The sequence below is a fragment of the Citrobacter sp. W9 genome (assembly GCF_026719375.1).
GTDB lineage: Bacteria > Pseudomonadota > Gammaproteobacteria > Enterobacterales > Enterobacteriaceae > Citrobacter > Citrobacter werkmanii.
This window is the reverse complement of the sequence record NZ_JAPPTE010000034.1, coordinates 11,626-28,839: the sequence shown is the minus strand read 5'-3', so window position 1 is coordinate 28,839 and position 17,214 is coordinate 11,626. Positions and strand designations below refer to the sequence as shown.

At 49.8% G+C, this 17,214-nt stretch carries 23 protein-coding genes and 1 rRNA gene; 7 read left to right on the top strand and 17 right to left on the bottom strand.

Annotation, left to right across the window (positions count from 1 at the left end):
- Window positions 1-4: 4 nt before the first annotated feature.
- Window positions 5-120 (top strand): 5S ribosomal RNA (rrf, locus tag OOJ59_RS26560).
- An 890-nt stretch (window positions 121-1,010) separates the two neighbouring features.
- Here the strand turns inward: rrf and OOJ59_RS26555 are convergent.
- From OOJ59_RS26555 to OOJ59_RS26490, 14 genes are all read right to left on the bottom strand, one after another.
- Window positions 1,011-1,859, bottom strand: a complete 849-nt coding sequence (locus tag OOJ59_RS26555) for a DUF4942 domain-containing protein (protein ID WP_040229927.1) — start codon at window positions 1,857-1,859, stop codon at window positions 1,011-1,013.
- 80 nt (window positions 1,860-1,939) lie between these two features.
- Entirely contained in the window at window positions 1,940-2,134 is a 195-nt protein-coding gene (locus tag OOJ59_RS26550; protein WP_047661001.1) for a DUF957 domain-containing protein, read from the bottom strand.
- A 29-nt stretch (window positions 2,135-2,163) separates the two neighbouring features.
- Window positions 2,164-2,655 (bottom strand): DUF5983 family protein, encoded by a 492-nt coding sequence (locus OOJ59_RS26545; protein WP_160955697.1) that lies wholly within the window; start codon window positions 2,653-2,655, stop codon window positions 2,164-2,166.
- The gene (locus OOJ59_RS26540) at window positions 2,652-3,029 is read right to left on the bottom strand and encodes a TA system toxin CbtA family protein (protein WP_160955696.1); all 378 of its coding nucleotides are present in this window, start codon (window positions 3,027-3,029) and stop codon (window positions 2,652-2,654) included. Before OOJ59_RS26540 ends, OOJ59_RS26545 begins: the two co-directional genes overlap by 4 nt.
- 50 nt (window positions 3,030-3,079) lie before the next feature.
- A complete protein-coding gene (locus OOJ59_RS26535; protein WP_160955695.1) occupies window positions 3,080-3,439 on the bottom strand; it encodes a type IV toxin-antitoxin system YeeU family antitoxin in 360 nt (119 codons plus the stop codon).
- 22 nt (window positions 3,440-3,461) lie between these two features.
- Complete coding sequence (locus tag OOJ59_RS26530) at window positions 3,462-3,683, bottom strand: DUF987 domain-containing protein (RefSeq protein ID WP_160955694.1); 222 nt, start codon at window positions 3,681-3,683, stop codon at window positions 3,462-3,464.
- Window positions 3,684-3,694: 11 nt separating this feature from the next.
- Window positions 3,695-4,180 carry a RadC family protein gene (radC, locus tag OOJ59_RS26525; RefSeq protein ID WP_160955698.1) on the bottom strand — a complete coding sequence of 162 codons (486 nt, stop codon included), beginning with the start codon at window positions 4,178-4,180 and terminating at the stop codon, window positions 3,695-3,697.
- Window positions 4,181-4,232: 52 nt separating this feature from the next.
- Window positions 4,233-4,703 (bottom strand): antirestriction protein, encoded by a 471-nt coding sequence (locus OOJ59_RS26520; protein ID WP_103848092.1) that lies wholly within the window; start codon window positions 4,701-4,703, stop codon window positions 4,233-4,235.
- 67 nt (window positions 4,704-4,770) lie between these two features.
- The gene (locus OOJ59_RS26515) at window positions 4,771-5,592 is read right to left on the bottom strand and encodes a DUF932 domain-containing protein (protein ID WP_103848093.1); all 822 of its coding nucleotides are present in this window, start codon (window positions 5,590-5,592) and stop codon (window positions 4,771-4,773) included.
- 84 nt (window positions 5,593-5,676) lie between these two features.
- Entirely contained in the window at window positions 5,677-6,192 is a 516-nt protein-coding gene (locus OOJ59_RS26510) for a DUF4234 domain-containing protein (protein ID WP_103848094.1), read from the bottom strand.
- Window positions 6,193-6,276: 84 nt separating this feature from the next.
- Complete coding sequence (locus OOJ59_RS26505; protein WP_160955693.1) at window positions 6,277-6,744, bottom strand: hypothetical protein; 468 nt, start codon at window positions 6,742-6,744, stop codon at window positions 6,277-6,279.
- Between the two features lie 96 nt (window positions 6,745-6,840).
- Window positions 6,841-7,242, bottom strand: a complete 402-nt coding sequence (locus OOJ59_RS26500; protein ID WP_047660999.1) for a hypothetical protein — start codon at window positions 7,240-7,242, stop codon at window positions 6,841-6,843.
- Between the two features lie 205 nt (window positions 7,243-7,447).
- The gene (locus tag OOJ59_RS26495; protein ID WP_160955692.1) at window positions 7,448-8,335 is read right to left on the bottom strand and encodes a GTPase family protein; all 888 of its coding nucleotides are present in this window, start codon (window positions 8,333-8,335) and stop codon (window positions 7,448-7,450) included.
- Window positions 8,336-8,498: 163 nt separating this feature from the next.
- Window positions 8,499-9,602 carry a hypothetical protein gene (locus OOJ59_RS26490; RefSeq protein WP_160955691.1) on the bottom strand — a complete coding sequence of 368 codons (1,104 nt, stop codon included), beginning with the start codon at window positions 9,600-9,602 and terminating at the stop codon, window positions 8,499-8,501.
- A gap of 1,197 nt (window positions 9,603-10,799) precedes the next feature.
- On the opposite strand from OOJ59_RS26490, the gene OOJ59_RS26485 reads away from it, so the two are divergent.
- The 6 genes from OOJ59_RS26485 (at window position 10,800) to OOJ59_RS26460 (ending at window position 13,258) form a co-directional block, all read left to right on the top strand.
- A complete protein-coding gene (locus OOJ59_RS26485) occupies window positions 10,800-11,375 on the top strand; it encodes an inovirus-type Gp2 protein (RefSeq protein WP_160956510.1) in 576 nt (191 codons plus the stop codon).
- A 102-nt stretch (window positions 11,376-11,477) separates the two neighbouring features.
- On the top strand, window positions 11,478-11,684 hold the full coding sequence (locus OOJ59_RS26480) for a helix-turn-helix transcriptional regulator (protein WP_047660996.1): 207 nt from the start codon (window positions 11,478-11,480) through the stop codon (window positions 11,682-11,684).
- Window positions 11,685-11,966: 282 nt separating this feature from the next.
- Window positions 11,967-12,305: a DUF7828 domain-containing protein gene (locus OOJ59_RS26475; RefSeq protein ID WP_047660995.1), complete on the top strand. Its 339-nt coding sequence runs from the start codon at window positions 11,967-11,969 to the stop codon at window positions 12,303-12,305.
- Window positions 12,296-12,676, top strand: a complete 381-nt coding sequence (locus OOJ59_RS26470; RefSeq protein WP_094169369.1) for a putative zinc ribbon protein — start codon at window positions 12,296-12,298, stop codon at window positions 12,674-12,676. The genes OOJ59_RS26475 and OOJ59_RS26470 overlap by 10 nt, the downstream gene beginning before the upstream one ends.
- Before the next feature lie 101 nt (window positions 12,677-12,777).
- A complete protein-coding gene (locus tag OOJ59_RS26465) occupies window positions 12,778-13,029 on the top strand; it encodes a hypothetical protein (RefSeq protein WP_141201940.1) in 252 nt (83 codons plus the stop codon).
- 16 nt (window positions 13,030-13,045) lie between these two features.
- Window positions 13,046-13,258, top strand: a complete 213-nt coding sequence (locus tag OOJ59_RS26460; protein WP_094169368.1) for a hypothetical protein — start codon at window positions 13,046-13,048, stop codon at window positions 13,256-13,258.
- Between the two features lie 160 nt (window positions 13,259-13,418).
- On the opposite strand, the gene OOJ59_RS26455 is transcribed toward OOJ59_RS26460, so the two are convergent.
- The 3 genes from OOJ59_RS26455 to OOJ59_RS26445 form a co-directional block, all read right to left on the bottom strand.
- On the bottom strand, window positions 13,419-13,994 hold the full coding sequence (locus OOJ59_RS26455) for an SLATT domain-containing protein (protein ID WP_137378771.1): 576 nt from the start codon (window positions 13,992-13,994) through the stop codon (window positions 13,419-13,421).
- A 7-nt stretch (window positions 13,995-14,001) separates the two neighbouring features.
- A complete protein-coding gene (locus tag OOJ59_RS26450) occupies window positions 14,002-15,330 on the bottom strand; it encodes a nucleotide-binding domain-containing protein (RefSeq protein ID WP_094168972.1) in 1,329 nt (442 codons plus the stop codon).
- Window positions 15,331-15,512: 182 nt separating this feature from the next.
- Window positions 15,513-16,886: a hypothetical protein gene (locus tag OOJ59_RS26445; RefSeq protein ID WP_094168974.1), complete on the bottom strand. Its 1,374-nt coding sequence runs from the start codon at window positions 16,884-16,886 to the stop codon at window positions 15,513-15,515.
- Window positions 16,887-17,214: the final 328 nt, after the last annotated feature.

Here is a 17,214-nt window from a genome sequence, read left to right as displayed (position 1 = left end):
TTTGCCTGGCGGCTGTAGCGCGGTGGTCCCACCTGACCCCATGCCGAACTCAGAAGTGAAACGCCGTAGCGCCGATGGTAGTGTGGGGTCTCCCCATGCGAGAGTAGGGAACTGCCAGGCATCAAATAAAAGCGAAAGGCCCGGTCGAAAGACCGGGCCTTTTGTTTTATCTGTTGTCTGTCGGTGAGTGCTCTCCTGAGGAGGACAAATCCGCCGGGAGCGGATTTGAACGTTGCGCCGCAACGGCCCGGAGGGTGGCGGGCAGGACGCCCGCCATAAACTGCCAGGCATCAAATAAAGTGAAGAAGCCCGTCCTGCCGGATGGGCTTTTTTGCGTCTGTGTGAAATGAAACCTGCCGGATGCGGCACACCGCCTTATCCGGCCTGCCAAAGCGCATCAGGCAATCCAGCTCCACGTAAAAACTTTCCCTGCTACCCACCCCAAGATCGTCCACCGCTGTACGTCCCGTTACGATGAATCCCATTTTTATATAGATGCCTGGCGTCTGCTTACTGAAATTGGCTGTTAACGGCGAGATTGAGTTTACGTGTGGTGTTTGTGAGAGGTGGCGGGTCAGAAATAGAGTAAAACGATCGGCTGGAAGCTATCAGAAACTATAAAAGCAAAAACCCGCCTCAAGGGCGGGTTCTTTAAATAGTGGTGCCGGACTCGGAATCGATCTTTTGTTTTATCTTTATGATTTATAAGTAAAATTTTTGATGTGATTATATTTATGCCCTCATTTGTACCCTCATTCCCGATTGGTATGAATCCGAAACCCGAATCGGTGACGATAAGTGGGATACTCGCCTCAGGCTGATGTGTTGATACTTTATGATGGTCCTTTGTCTGGTGACGCTCCTAGTGCGTTACAGAATCCAGTAACAAACCACCAGAAGAAAAGCACCAGGAACGTCAGTATCATATTGTCCATAAGCAGGCGAACCTGGCAAGGGGTTTGTTTAACTCTGCACTGATACTGACATTTCACATATGTGCAGGCCCCTGATTACTGTCCGGATGCCAGCATTCCAGGGTAGTGACGTGCGATGATGTCATTCAGCTTATCGACCAGTTCTTGCCGCTTAAAGGTGATATGAGCAGTTCCCTTCTGAAAGTATTTGATTGCAAACATCTCATCCTCGTAACGATTGCTGTGCCTGTTTTCATGGATATGATTGGCGAGACGACGGGTGACGTCGGCACGGTTGTCGGGAACCGGTTTTCCGTCCAGAAGCATCAGCATCCGCTCAAGGTCAGCTAACCGATCGCGTTGCCAGCCCCAGAGAAGCCCAAATCCCCACCGGTCACATTTGACTAGCCCACTGACGATGATTTTCCCTCCAAATTTACAGGGGCTGTTCGTCTTAAAATCCCAGCTCAACCCTTTGAAGACGTTAATGACACCCCGCTCAAACACATCACCTTTATTCAGATACAGTTGCTCAAAAGTGCTCAGAATGTTGGCTTCGCTGACTGCAGGAATGTTCTCCCCCCCAAGATTTCTGTACCACTGATCACGAGCCTGAGCGTCCATGATGGAAAGCATCCCTGACTTTTTCATTAAATCGCGCCATATACCACGATCGAGATTACGGGTAATGGCTTTCATCGCTGTTTCTGGTTTTTCCATCAACCAGCAACCACGGCGGAATTCCTGCTTCATGGCCCAGTCCAGAGCGGTTTTACCGCCAATACTGCGGGTCAGTGTTGCAATATCGCTAAGTTGTTGCATGAGCACTTCAATCTGCGCCAGCGCCGCATTACGTCCGGTGACGATGCGCTCAATGCTGGTGGAGCAAATAACGTCTGTGTGGCCGGTTAATACTTCGGGTTCGTTAAGAGTAAGGTCTGACATCATTTATTTCCTTATATAAAGCAAAGTGCCAGTCGGTGAGGGCTGGCGCTTATGGGTAAGTGATGAGTACGGACAGGTAATTAATCTGTACTGGTCTGCTGCAGACGCTGAAGATCGCGAACATCCCTGAGTGCCTGTTCAATCCATGGCAACAGCACGGCTGAATCGGTATTTACTTCGTCGTTATCGAAGATAATCCCGCTGTCGCAACAGATGTTGTCCTGCAGCAAGCAAATCAAAATATCGAGAGCGGTTTCAGTGGTTAATTCTGGCATGTGAAAACCTTGTGGTGATTGAGGTGGGGTTACCAGTCGAAAACGTCAAAGCCGGGCAGCACTTCGCCAAAGGCATCCAGATGAACAATGCCAACGGCGTAGCGACGGATAAGCGTCACCACTAACCGACGACAGGCTTTCGACAGACCGAGACGTTTGAGGCGTAAGACCGGAAATGACCACGCACCCAGGTGGAGCAGATAACCCGACCCGGTGTAACTAATCCATTCCGACTCACCAAAGTCTTCATACTGGTGTGAAAGAGTAAACAGCAGAGCGTTGTCTTCCTCCGTAATATGCGCGGTACTGCACTGAATGCCGTTAACGCGGGCAGAGGGGGGCAGAGGATCTTCAACAATCAGTTTTCCTGGCTCGTCAGCAACGCGAAGGGAATACCCGTTATCACAGACCACATCGATCAGCGCAGCCAGTTCAATGCCGTCAATATCCACAGCGATCCGGCCCGCATTCAGGGCCAGAACGTTGATGGCGTCGGCTTCTACTGTCAGGGATAACTTCATCGATGCCCCCCACGGTATTTACCGGTGGTGATGTCGGTCACCGTTCTGTAATCGTTGCGAGTCATCAACCCGGTGGCTTTGCGGGCGCGGAGAATATCGATACTGGTGAGACGCGGCAACTGTGTTTCTGTACTGAAACCGTGACGATCGATGCGCACCAGATCGTACTTCTCCACAATAAAATTCACGGCGTCGCACAGTGATATACCTGCGTCGATATGCTCCTGAATCACACCGTCGTTGCCAAACGGCGTGTCGTTAAGCGTCAGACCGTAGTGATGATCCAACAGGTGGCTCAGAAGCCGTTGCCAAATCTCCAACGGTGACGGGCGTGGTGTAGCCTCCTGCGTTGAGGATAGTGGTTGGGTTTGCATAGTGGGATCTCTTTGTTGATGGGTAAAACGAGGGTAAGTAGTAAGAAGCTTTACGCGGTTGCCGCTGGTGTCGGATAAATCGCCAGGTATACGTAACCATGCGAGCCGAGGGAGTCGGCCTCGCAGGTCAGCCCTTTTGCATAGAGCGTGACACAGTGCTGATGGCGGGGATTGAGTTCACCGCTGGTGAGCATTAACTCCAGCTGTTTCATCAACACAGGAAATGACTGGTCGAGATGGCGTAAATCCGCGTCGCTGAAGGTGCCGGTGATGCTGGCGCGGTCGGCCAGGTAGTGCAGCCGATTGCCCTCCTGTACCAGGCGAGCGCCAAAACAGGGCGTGATATCGCGTTGAAGCCCCCACCAGGGTTCAGCAATATTGTGGTTTACGGGGGGTATTTTATTCGACAATTTAGCTTTCCTTAAATTAACGTTAATTGAGCGTGACGCTGCGCAGGACGACATACGGGCCATCGCGGTCCTGACGACGTTCTACGAAGACCGCGAGCACACCGCTGATATCCTGCACTTCCTTCCCTGCATAGTGGCAGACGCTGCCGGACCAGGCGTATTTTCCGGAACAGAAGCGAAACAGCCTGGACTCAGGATGCTGGCGATATAGCGCCATCGCCTGACGTTTGCTGATAATCTTCATCGCTGCTCTCCTTACAGCCAGCCGCGTTCAGCGAATGACACTACTTCCATGCCGCCAACCACCAGATGGTCCGGCAGGCGGATATCCACCAGGTCCAGTGCCTGCTTAAGACGTTCCGTGAGGCGGCGGTCTGCCTGGCTGGGTTCTGCCAGGCCTGACGGATGATTGTGGGCAACGATGACGGCGGCTGCGTTATATTTCAGGGCGGCTTTCACCACTTCCCTGGGATGGACTTCGGTATGACTGATAGTGCCGGTGAACAGTATCTCGTGGGCAATGAGGCGGTTCTGGTTGTCGAGGAACAGCACCATAAACACTTCGCGCTCTTCCCCTGCCAGGCGCAGGCGCAGCCAGTCCCGGGTGGCACTGGCGGAGGTGAAGGCCACACCAGGTTCACGCAGTTGGCGCTCCAGCAGGTTCATTGCCCGCCGCAACGTTCGCCGGGCATACGGGGACAGGGGGACTTCCTGGTGTGGTGAGGTCAGTGACGGGAACATATCAGGCTGCGATGACGTGGGTAAGGGGGCCGGATTCGTCATGGTTATTCCCCTAATCAATGATACGCATAATTGCGTGGCAGTCCGGGTGCAGCAGGGCATAGTCCCGCAGGCGATAATAGTGCTCTGTCATGGCATCGCATTCGGTGCGGCAGGCGTGATGACTGTAAGCGATAAGGCAGACGGCTATCCCGGCAGCCTCAGCGCTCATCTCTGCGCCGTTACCGTTCATGCTGTTAAACAGTGTCCATTTCTCATCGTTTTCGTTCTCCGGGGCCATAAATGCACCGCCATTGCTGAGGGTAAAGAAATTCCATATCCCGCCACAGTAGTCCCTGCAAAACCGGTCCATCCAGCCAAAAATGTGGGGTTCAAGGGTTATCCACTGCGGTATGCTGCCAAACTGCTGCGGCCAGAAGCTGATGCGGTTCTCATCGGCGACCTGGGTGGCGGCAATCTGGTTTTGAGCTGCGACGGGGACGGAGTCTGCGGGTGTGAACAGTGGCAGTGTGTTGCTCGTCATGTTGATTTTCCTTATGTATGACTATGTGAAATGAACTGAAGAAAGGGAGGTGTGGGAAGCGTTCCGGTTACTGACTCAACAGGTCCATCATGTTCTCTGCCATCACCCAGAGGGCCCTGTTGAGTTTCACATCGCCATCAATGCCGTTCACGGCACGGGTGTGGCTGCGTTTACCTTTTGCGGTACGTCCGGGAAGACCTCCCTTCAGCAGGTTTTCCTGCAGTCTCTGGTAGGTTGTCCACAGGTCATCCTGACGGTCTTCATACCGTCGGGGTGTCAGTATCTGCGCGGCGGTCACCGGCTGGTGTTCTTCACCAAAACGGTATGTCAGCGCCGCATTCGCCATCGCCTGCTGTGCCGCAGGCGGAAGCAGCAGTGACTGCATGGCGTCGCGTTTCTCTTCCACCTGGTCAAAGACCCCGAGAACCTCGTAAGCGCCTTCGATGACCTTTTCCACCACATTGCCTTTATGAGGGACACGTATCTCGCCAAAGGACTGGCCGCAGACGAGTGAATTTGTACATACGCTTCTGAATATTCCTGGAAGTAACTGAAAACTCGACGCCCCATCGTGCGAATTCAAAATGATGATTTCCGGCACATGCTGACCGTTTATCTGGCCTGCCCTACGCAGGCGTAACAGGTGTTTGGTATGTTCACGACGAGCCGGGTCACGAACCCGTGACTGGCAGGCAAAGAACGGCTGAAAACCTTCGCGCTGCAGATTGTCGAGCAGGGTGATGGTGGGTATATAGCTGTACCGGTCTGAGCGGGATTCATGTTTCTCTTCACCGAAAACGCTGGGGGTGTATTGCATCAGTTCTTCACGGGTTAACGGACGGTCGCGGCGTATCTGGTTAATACGGCCAAAGCGGCTGGCTAATTTCATGGTTATTTCCTGAATGTGAGACAAAAGAAAACGCCCCACTCGGATGAGCAGGGCGCTATGGGGGGGCGTTGGTGGAGGTAACGGCTATGACCGATCCTGTTGGCTGGTCGGTACCGGTGCAGCGACACCGTGAATAATCTGGTGTTTCGCCAGCGCCTGCTGCATGTCATTGATACAGTACGTGATGTAGAAGACGTTAAACAGTACGGTATAAAAGGCGTTCATCTTCAGGTCAAAGCGAAACGTGTTCAGCGCATAGTGACGCAGCGCTGTTCTGGCCTTAAAGGCCCACACCACGTACATTACGGCGCAGGCCACTGAGAGCAGTCCGCTGATGGCCAGCAGGATATCGCCGGTTGAGTCGTAGCCGTACGGGTCAGGCGCTGCCATGGCACCCAGCTGGCGGCTGAGTCCGAAACAGGCGGTCAGCCAGATAATAAATAGATTGCTGTAAAGCGGGTAACCGGTGGTGTCACTGATGATGTCCTGTTTTTTATACAGCCACAGCAGTGGCCAGACGCCGCAGGTGATGAGGGTCAGCAGGACAAAATGAAGGGTACGGGTGTTAAGCCGCTGGCTGAGGGTGTTGATATCCGTCATGGACTGAGATCCTAATTATGGTGAGAGTGAATAAATTCAGAAGAGGCATGACCAGCTTCTCAGAAGAGGCATGACCAGCTTCTGTTACGGCAGGGCATACTTCGGCAGACAACCGCTGTCCCCGAATGCCGGAAGGACCTTCCCGGCACCGTTCAGCGTAAACACGGCCGCTTTTACGCCCTCGCCGGAGACAATGACCCGCTTGCCGGTGCGCAGTTGGTTCCAGGCCCATGCCACGTTGTCTGAGCCCACATGTGACTCGCTGTCACTGACGCTGACAGGCTCCTCATCGTCAATTTTCATGTCCAGCGACTGTCCGTTATCCATACTGACCTGATGGCCGTTTGCGTCGGTGAAGGTCAGGGTGGCCGCTCGTGAGCCGTTGTCTTCACAGGTCAGGTAAAGCTGTGACTGTCCTTTCCCCAGAATTACAAACTCAGACACGCCCTGACCCCAGCCGCTGGCCCAGGTATCACGGTTACCGAAGGCCTGTGACACTGCCGGAGTCAGAGCAGATATCAGAAGAGTGAAAAGCAGTATTTTCTTTTTCATAGTATTCCCTGAGGGTGATGGTTAAGACGATACGGGTCTCTCCTGAAGACATTGAGACGCGTTAAGAAAGAGGGCTGATAAGTGATACTGGCGATATCACTGGCTGACGGTGAATGTGCCCTGATCGGTGAACACCCGGGCCTCAACAAAATTGCAGGCTTTACCAAAATCCAAAGTGTGACCAAATTTCCAGAAGACACTCTCAGCGAAGGTCATTTTACGGGGTGTGAACGGTTTATCTGTGGGCCACCAGCCGTCCACGTTCCGGCCCCTGTAGGCTATTTTTCGGTGTGTCAGCATCGGGCATTTTCCCCGGTTAACATCGATTTTCTTTATCAGAACGGTGTCGGTTTTTGCTGTCACGGTGACATAGACGCAGCCATAGCACTCAGGACCGGCATGGCTGACCTTCACTGTAACGGGCGTATCACTGGCGGCCAGGGAAGGAAGTGAGGTGAACAACAGACTGGTGGTTAGTATCATAAAAAACCTTTTCATTACTTTTCTCCGGACGAATGCGCTCCTGCGATTCATCGCATTGATTTTTAATCAGTAAATGGCTGAATACAGTATCCCTGAGGAATTCTATAACCGGATATTTACCAGGGATAATGAATAAAACCGATCGGGTCGATCGACAAAATCGATCGTGACAGGGCAAAATTATTTATCGAAACGGAAGACAGGCTAATCGATGTGGAAGTCAGCCAAAGAAGAAGGACCAGACGGTCCGGGCCGCTCGGGCCACGGTGTGTGTGACGGTCTGGAGCGCGTAACGTGCAGCCTGTGGCAACGGGGCCAGGTCGATGACTGCGTCAATCACTTCCACCACGGCATCGCCAAAGCTGTTGCGGGCGGTAGTGATAATGCCGGGGGTGCGGTACCCGCTCTGCAGGTGAGGCACCAGCGGGCTGCGGGCCTGCTTTGGGAGGCGGGTAATCATCGCCTCCACCAGACGGGACAGGTGGTACCGCCCCCTGACTGACACCGGAAGAATATTCGTCTCTGCTGTTCCCATCTGACGGGCGACGGCCTGGCGCTTCTGCGTAATATGCTCACTCTGTGATACTGAAGGCTGTGCCGACAGCCAGTTCCACTGTTCAGCCGGTTCGGTTTTATCCACCTGGTTGAGGACCCATAACACCGGTGGCAGCGGTCCGCTGTATTGTGCGAATACCTCCTGATAAAAAAGCTCTTCCACCGAGAATGCGCGGTCATCGGCCTTGAGCACCCACAGCACCATATCGAGTTGTGGCATGAGTTCGCGGTACAGCTCACGGTATTCGTTGTCACGGCTGATGCTCTCTCCCGCACCGGGTAAATCCACCAGCGTCAGGTAATGGTTACCGAAGCGCAGACGTACACGCTGAGGCTGACGGGTACAGGCCTCCACGGCATTCACCGCACAGACTTCACTCCGGAACAACGCATTACACAGCGAGGATTTGCCGACGCCGGTCTTGCCCATGATGCCAATCACGGGTTCATACGCGACGAGGCGGCTGAGCTCCCGGAGAAGATGCTGCCGCAGAATACGGGGATAGCGCCGCAGATGGCGACGGATAAGGGCATAGCCCGAAGGATGTTTCATATAAGCCTCGGCATAATAAAAGGCCATCCGGTGGGGATGGCCTGACTGAAGTAAACGGGAGGGAATTCACTGAGGTGATATATAACTGAGAAAAATTTAAAAATGCGGATATAGCATTTTATTCAGATATCAGCAGGGGCGCACGCTCCGCAGATATGTTTATTCAGTTTATGGTACGCATAAAAGGAATTTTGTTGACTTTTTTTGCAATTCTTAAAAAATATTCCCTGTGAATTGCTGATGTGTTTTTTAGTTTGTCATAACCACTCTTTTTTTTAGTCGCACTGATTTCTGTCTCCCTGTCAGCAAGACGTCGTCGGTGGGTTCTGTTGATGTTATCTTCCCTTTCTGTTCTTCTGAGCAGACGGGAGAATAATGTGCAGGGTTCATGACGCCGATAGCCAGGTGCAGTGACATCAGGGAACGGATTCAGTATGTCGGATATGAAAAAGTCTATTCCTCCTGGCGTGGGAGAACTTTTTTGTTTGTTGATGACTTCACGCTGGAAGTTGAGTAAGAAATTAAAGTCAAAACCAGAAACACCCACCAGGCATTCAATGTCTTCAGGGATGAAAGAGTACCAGACCTCAATAATTTCCCTGATAAAGTCATGACTGACAGCCCCGTCCTGAATAAAAAATAACACATGGGCGAAAGGCTCAAAATTCTCATCCAGCATGCCCAGTCTTACATGTCCTGCTATCCGGCTGTACATTGTGCGGTGTTTTATTTTACTCATCATCGAGGCAAAGGCCATGTTAATTATGGTTAAGTCATCGATGATGTGTTCAAGTATTCCATTTGTCTTGCAGTTGAGGTGAAAGCTGATTGGGATTATTGTGATTTTTCCGGATGCTTTATTTTTTATTTTGTTATATTCAGTCTGGATTTTAAGTAGCACATCTTCTTTATGAATAAGATTTTTCTTCAGTTCTTCTTTATATTCTGGGGTTGCTTCGCAATGAAGCTTCAAATATTTATGCGTTCCCGCGAGAGAACGGGATGAGCTAGGGCGTAATGAATTCTCATATTTAAGAATGTCCGACAAAAGATTGCATGCGTAGCCGTCTGTTACCTGCGTTTTTCTTTTTTTAGTGGAAAGTTTATCAGGCGGTATTTTTTCACATTCTGCATCTTTAAAGCTGATGAAGCTGTATATGTCAGCCAGGTCCACGTAACGTATGGGTTCCGATGGATACGTGGCATCTATCTCCCTTAACCTCAGAAAGTTCACTTCATAAAAATCATTCAGTCCGTCCCTTCTCATTCTGCTCTCCCGAATACTGGTTCTGTTTTTATACCTCCGAATTATATCGTATAAAGCTCTGAATTAAGAGTGATTAGATCACAGAACCGGCATGGTAAAACATAGCCTTTTAAGCATTATTCAGAGCTTATGATTTCCTCTTAATTCATTGAATTAAATGAATTATATATAATTTGTTTGTCATTTTTTGTGTGTTTGTTTTTTTCTGTTGTTTCAGATTGTTATGACATGATTTTAAGGTGAAAACGATTCTGACTGTCTTTTCAGGCGACTGAGGGTGTTCCGTTACTTCCGATCAGCGTCTTACAGCGAGACTGTTTTTCCGACTGTGTTTACCTGGTCAGAGAGTATCTTATCCTGTCATCCAGTTGCAGAGCATTCTGTGGTCTGATTGTTATCGCCGGGGAGAATGCGGTTTCCCCTCGAAAATAAATACGTTAGCCCGTCATGAATTTACCTTTTTTCATGTTTTCCGGGCCGCGCATGGAATGTTTTTCCTGAGTAATTAATAATTACTCTCTTACTTCTACGTTTTTTGTGCCTGAAAATACCGGGGGAGTAATCAGAAAATAAACCCCGCATCGGTATAAATAACGGCAAGATACTATTGCAGTAAATATTACAGTGGCAGGGTGACCAGTTCCGGGAGTCAAAAAGTGTGCGTATACAAATCTTTCATGAACACATGCCTGTACAGGTATCAAGTCCGGAAGACAGAAATGGTGGCTAATATCATTTTAACACCAGGGTGTGGATAACTTAAACCTGCGTAGTGTGTGTATTCTCTGGAGGTTACTGACTGTGTGAAAAGAAACATTAAGGTTATTAGTGTTATTTTATAAAAGATGTGTTATTTGCCCACTTACTTCTTTATATCCAGGGATGCTGACTCTTCAGTAAGTACAGCATTCCTTCGTCTACCGGATGATGATTTCTTTTCAGACATCCCGGTACATTCAATGTTTACTAAATCAAGGAATCATTGTTTATTCTTTGCCGTAAAGCATCATGATTGTCAGACTTTCCAGTGTGATGAACATTCATTCCATTTTACAATAAGAAATTACTGTTACAGTACATGTGAAAAATGATACGCAATAACATACTTTCATGGCTGACAACCTGAATCGGTATTCTGCATAAAAAATTAATCTCTCCCGTAATCTCATGACCAATAACTGTTATGGGATATTTATCATGGAATACGTAATCAACTCAAACCACAAACCAGACTGTTCTCTTCAGTCAGTATTATTTAACCATCAGAACCGGTTATTTGACTGTCATTCGAAATTACTCATGCTTCGGGTGGATTTCGCATACAGGAAAAACTCTGATTCATACGCGGATGCTGATATTTATCAACTTGCGGCTGAGATGACATGGCTGACTGAACAATGCGCAGAGATATCTGGTCTGGTGGGATATTCCTGGGTAATGGAATATGGGGAAGATCACCGTTACCACATTCATGCTGCGTTTTATATCAATGGTCAGATCCACCGGAAGGTCTGGTGCTTCTGGGAAGCCATCCAGTCACGATGGGAGGAAATTACGTATGGTGATGGCTATGCGCACCGGTGTGAGCCTAAGGGACATTACCGGGTGCGGGGTGAACGAGTAATCAACTTTTCAGATCGCAGAGGAAGGGAAGGTATGCAGTACATCCTGAGCTATCTGGGTAAACAGTCGCAGCGTACAGAGCGCCGGATTTACAGGGTCAGCGCGGTCCCTGCTCCGGCGGTAAGTGGCAGGCGGCGTAAGCGGAGCTGAATCTATCCGGTAAAAAATTACGCCAGCGTGTCATCGTTTGAAGAAGTCTGCACCATTCGAATATCTGACTTCTTCTCCCTTACCATCTACGGAGAAATAGCGATGACCACCCCAATAAGCATTCTCAGCGACAAATTCGTTGATATGGCCTTTATCACGCAACTCACCGGTTTAACAGACAAATGGTTTTATAAACTGATACAACTTGGAGAGTTTCCGAAACCAATCAAACTGGGGCGTAGCTCCCGCTGGTTGCAAAGCGAAGTGGAAGCCTGGCTACAGCAACGCATTGCGAAGTCACGGAGCTAAACACTCATGGCGAATAAACAGAACAGCAAGACATGGCAGGCACCAGTACGCTGGATTTGCAGACAATGCAACCGTCAGTTCAGCGGTGAGCGCATATGCCCTTTTGTTACTGTATAGACCACGTCGTTGCAGCCTCTGCGCACTGAATACCCATCCTGTCATAATCGCTTTCCCCCAATCCACTGATTCTCTGAATCTTCATTCCGCCAGTGACCACGCTTAACGTTGCCCATACAGGGATGGCTCACGCCTGCGTGCTGTCTGGCGGTAAGGACCCTTACTATGTACGCAAAATCATTTCTTGCCTGTAACCCTGCCGGACGGCTTACCGGTGCCAGAACCGCACTATGCTCCCCGTCTGACGTTTATACCTGCCATCACTGTGGTAGTTCCCTGGTGCTGCATGCTGAAACCGATCGTCCCTGGTTTGCCCATACTACTGCTGCACTGACTGAACGAGGCAGACAAGAGTGCCCATACACGCATCCTGCTGTTGATGAAGTCAGAATTATACAGCGCTTGAAGTGTTACGTACCGGATGCAAGACCGGTAGCCCGTCATGTTGGCCAATGCCAGGGTGAGTCTGGCTGTCACGCTGAGGGGGAGGCCATATGCTCATAATGCCATGCTATCGGGCCCTGAATACCAGAGGAGAGCAAACCAGCAGCAGAAGTGCAGTCAGCCAGCCTGATGAGCGCTGGACCTGCCCGTCCTGCGGATGTCGTTTGATACTGCATTCTGATAACCCCGGCATTCGCGCCTGGTTTGAGCACGATCCACGGTCAGTAGGGAAAGATGTGCTGAGGCAGTGCAGACATCTGAACCACTCTGCCACATTGCCGGGAGACTGGCACACAAGGTTTATATTCACCTTCTTTCCGCTGGATGCTTCTGCACCTATTGGGGCCTGGTATTGCGTGTGGTGTGGGCGTCACTATGCAGGTGAGAAACACTGTGTGGCCTGTAACACCGGTATCTACAGTATTGAGTAAACCGCCTGGGGGGAGAACTATATATGCCCGGTCAATAATCCAGCCCAGCGACCATCTGAAGACACACGCATAGCAGCATCAACATCAGGAGCTTGCTGACGATGGTTAATTCATTCAGACCAACCGAATATGTGATTACCGATGATGGGGAGTGGGTAGCCATCGATGAACTCATTGTCCTGCATGCCAGACCACTGCGCTGCGGCTCCTGCCATATCCCTGTAGTGGTGACGCAGAATGATACAGGCTGGCAATTGATTCACCGGCCGGGTTCAGAGATGGACAGAAAGCGTGTGAGCCGTTGCCGTTACAGAGCATCCTCCTCGCTGTCGACAGGTATACGGGGATTTTAATCGCCAGAGGCCCAGCATGGTGGGTGACCGTATTCTATTGAGCTCAGATGGTGTTGCCCGCCTTTATATATTTACTGCGAAACAACAGAGTAAATACACTATGAAACATAACCCAACCATCCCGGCCGTTGATATTGCTGCGGATGAGATAAATATACACGATTTCCTGCAGCAAGTTGTTGACCACTACCCCCGACTGGTGGTTTTCAGTTCAGCAACCGCACCGTGAAACCGAGGGATGACAACCCATGCTGAGCAGGCAAAACAACGGAAAGGCCCAAAGTACGGATTGACCTGCAGATATTTTATTAAACGTAAACTGGATGATGACACCAGCTATACATCGCATCTTTGCCGGTCAGCTTACTGGATTTCCCATTGGTGCGGTATCAAGACGTTTTCCAGAGGGCTGCTATAGTGAAAATGATCGCCAGACCTGCCAGAAAACAAAATGAAATCGGAATTTTGTCCTTCAGTGTCAGGTTCAGTTCTTCTTCAACCCATGTTTTCTCAAATTCACAGTAAAATTTATAATGTGCATACCAGTTACTTCCGAAGATCTGTTTGCTGATGACTGTGCCGTAGAACCGAGACATGATAGCGTCGATGGATTGCTGTGTGTTCTGATAGTCAAAGTCGGCCTCGCTTTTCACATTGCGGTAGATGACTTCAAGTTCATTAAAAATTTTGGTCTGCTCAATACCCGCAGTTTCGTAACTCTGTTTATCCGAGTCATAAAACTGAATGTACATGGTAGCCACACCAAATATTATTAATATTGCAGAGATGACGTTTGTAGCCAACTCAGGAATGAAAAGAGCAAACACACCGACAGCAAGAGAAATAAAGCTAATCCACCCGGATGCCTTGCAAATCAGATCATAGGTGGCAAAGTTTTTCTTAGCGCCAAACCCGACGTTATAACCGTGTCGGGCGATTAATTTCAGCATGTCTGATTGCGTCATAAAAACCTCAGCTAATGGGAACTTCAATCTGGGCGCGGGCAACCATAACCTCATTTTTGATCACATAGCATTCTACTACGTGATCACCCCTGAAGTCGGTAGACTCTTTCTTCGTACAGTAGCCAGCGTCCGGTACGATCTGCCCCCGGATCATATTTCTTCTGCGCGCTTCACCACCCACGTTCAGTACCTTCCACATAACGGTGTAGGGTTCCTCTGCCTCCATTTCTGTAAGGTCTGCCCGGAAAAGGAGAGATTTTCGAGCTGAGAGGCGGAATCTTCTGGTAAGCATTTCCCTTAGACTTCTGGGAGAGAAACCATCCTGGGTTACGGTACAGTCAAGGTTGAGGGAGTATCTGATATCCACCGGATATTTGTTCTCTATAAACTCTTCGGTATCGGCCCAGCCAGTAGCATCTGTCGCTCGCGATTCCAGCCCAAGACGGGCTTCAAAAACATCAACCTTACGTCTGGGGAAGGCTCGTCCAAACACTTTTCGCCAGCGGTCATTTTCACTGGCGGCCCCTTCAGCATCTAGGGCATCACAGCATAATTCATACGCGTGTTTCGCTGCCCGGCCAAACCAGGGGGATTTAACACGTACATACTGATTACTGCCTAACGCGAGATACCGTTCCCTCTTCTCCTCGTTTGACAGATATTCAAAAAAGTCTCTTGAGAGATAACCCAACCTGCCATTTCCAGTATTGTCATAATCTGAAGTTGATGAAAGAAAGCGATACGCCAGTGTGTCTATCAGCAAGCCCCCCATATTGACACCATGCAGGTTCTTCCAGGCTCTGACCATTTTGCATAGCTTGCGCAAATTGTTGGATTTATCTCGCGAAAACTCGGTCATGGCCGCCTTTTCGTGAAGGGGTTTTGTAATTCGCCATGCTCCTCCATTGTAGCTTTCCGGAAATTTAAAGCTACCGTCATCCTGTTTGAATACAGGTTGAACCTCGACATGAAAGTTTTTAAAGACGACCTGTACGACCAATCTGTCCTTTTTCACCGTCTGGTTAGGATATTCTTCCGCCAGAATATTTCTGACATCTGTAAGCAATGCAGACTGACCGTTATCCTTACGGTTATAATATTCATACTGATTCGGCGGCATAATATAAAGCATATCCAGATCGGATATGCCTTGTATTGCTGTATGTCTGCCTACAGACCCCACTTTTAATCGGTTCGCCACCCGGGAATTTGTGCCTCTGAATGCAAGGTTCAGTGATTTGGTTATCTTCCGATAGTGATAACTGATCTTTTTGGCCTGTTTAAGGTCAAGGTTTAAATTATCCAGGAATTCGCTGAACAACTCCCTGTGGCTCATGGTGTTTCCTTTGATATATAAAACATTATCTTACATTATCATTCCACCATATAAAAACCAAGGTTTTCAGAAGTGAGCGTTCTGTATGGCTTCATGACTTAATCTTCCAGAAAGGAGCTGGCAAAATTAAGTCATGAAATAATTCCAAGCTGATGAATTGATCCCTGAGTCCGGTCTGATTACTACTCTTTCAGGCACTTAATAGCTGTTGTGCGCAGTAGAAACCAAGACGGATGGTGGGTAACATCCTGATGGTGACGGTGAGCACCCAGCGCAGCCTGCAGAAGACTGACTGCTCCAGCGGCCATATTCAGCAATGAAGGTGCCCCCATATAACCCAGCACAGCCGGAACGGCGAGCAGAGCAGTGTCCTGTATACTTCTTCGCTTCCATATGCTGAGTTTCTGTCGAAGCTCATCCAGCCCTTCATCCGCAATACGTTCCTGGAAACGCTGCTGTAGCAAGCGGATCTCATCTGGCCCGGACGCACGCTCCATTTCGACTGCACAGTCACGCAAAGAACGCCTGAAGGCTGTCACGCTAGGCTCATAATCGGTACGGATGTGAAAAATGTCGTGTAAAGACAGGTGCCGCAGAAACGGAAGATCAATTTCTAGCATCCGGCGTGAAAGTCTGCCCGATTCATCCAGTTTCTGAAGTATTTTGCTCTGGAGCGTACAACGAGTAACGAATGAGGCACCAACCCGGGCTGACTGACTGATATCAGTAAGAAGACCGCGATAATGAAAGTAGATGCTGCGATTCTTGGCTCCGTTAACCCATCGCTCGTAACCTTTACGGCTTTCATGTTTACCACGTGTGATCCTTGCTATAAACGTCCCGTCTTCGTTTATCTGGTACGGCTGCATTTCCTGATAAACATACCCGTTTGTGAAAGGACTGAGACAATCTCGTAATTCCAGCATGATTTCGTCGGGCAATGTTTTTTCTGACACGAACCTGAAATGCCCCTCATCGCCTACTCGTTTGATGCCGCGCACGGCGAGGCGTCGCTCATATAGCTGAACCACTGCCGGAGGCATCACGCTGTGAAGGAAATTCCGATCGGGGTTATCCTGCAGGAGCTGCATCTTGCGCTGCTGTTCATGTCTTGCTGATTCACAAGGCGTGAAAGCAATGAAACCTGCCTGAATTAAAACAAAATTATCCTTAACAAAACGTATGAACTGTGCCACACCGGTTCTGATATCTCCCAGCCTGTCGGTTTCTGCCTTATGTACCAGATGATCCATCGCCTGGGATGATTCTACAATTTCAAGCCGTAATGCCGCTTCCTCCAGCGCATCGGTCAGGATAATGCGCTCAGCTGACAGCAATCCGGGACGATATAGTGCTACCTGGTCGTGGCGGGTAATCCATAGACTGAGCGGAGAGTGCTCGGGGATATGCCACTCGCTGCGAAGTGAGCTGACGGCGTGGAGATAATTACTGAGCGCGTCCCTCAGAGCTTCAGCATCTAAGGCTGAATAGGCGGTTGCCAAAAGACCATTATCCCACAGAATGCTGTCGCTAAGGGCGGGAAGGTTATTGTACACAAATTGCTCCTTACAAATTACCGTACAGGCCGCATAGGCCGTTCAGCACATCGGTCAGTACGCCATCGCTGCAGCGCACAATCAGTTCGTGAACCAGGGTCTCAAGGTCCTCATGTGGCAGAAGAACCATCCTTTAAAGTATTGCCCGGCGGTGAGAACATGACGTGGTGGCCATAGGCCAGCGCCTCCGGGGGCGGGCATACAGGGTGAGCAGGCCCAACAGCTCCGATAAATGAGGCCAGCCGAACGGCACGATAAAATCCTCGCAGGTGATCAGCAGGTGCAGGCACAGGACGTCATACCAGCCGCCGGGCCGCGAGACAATGGT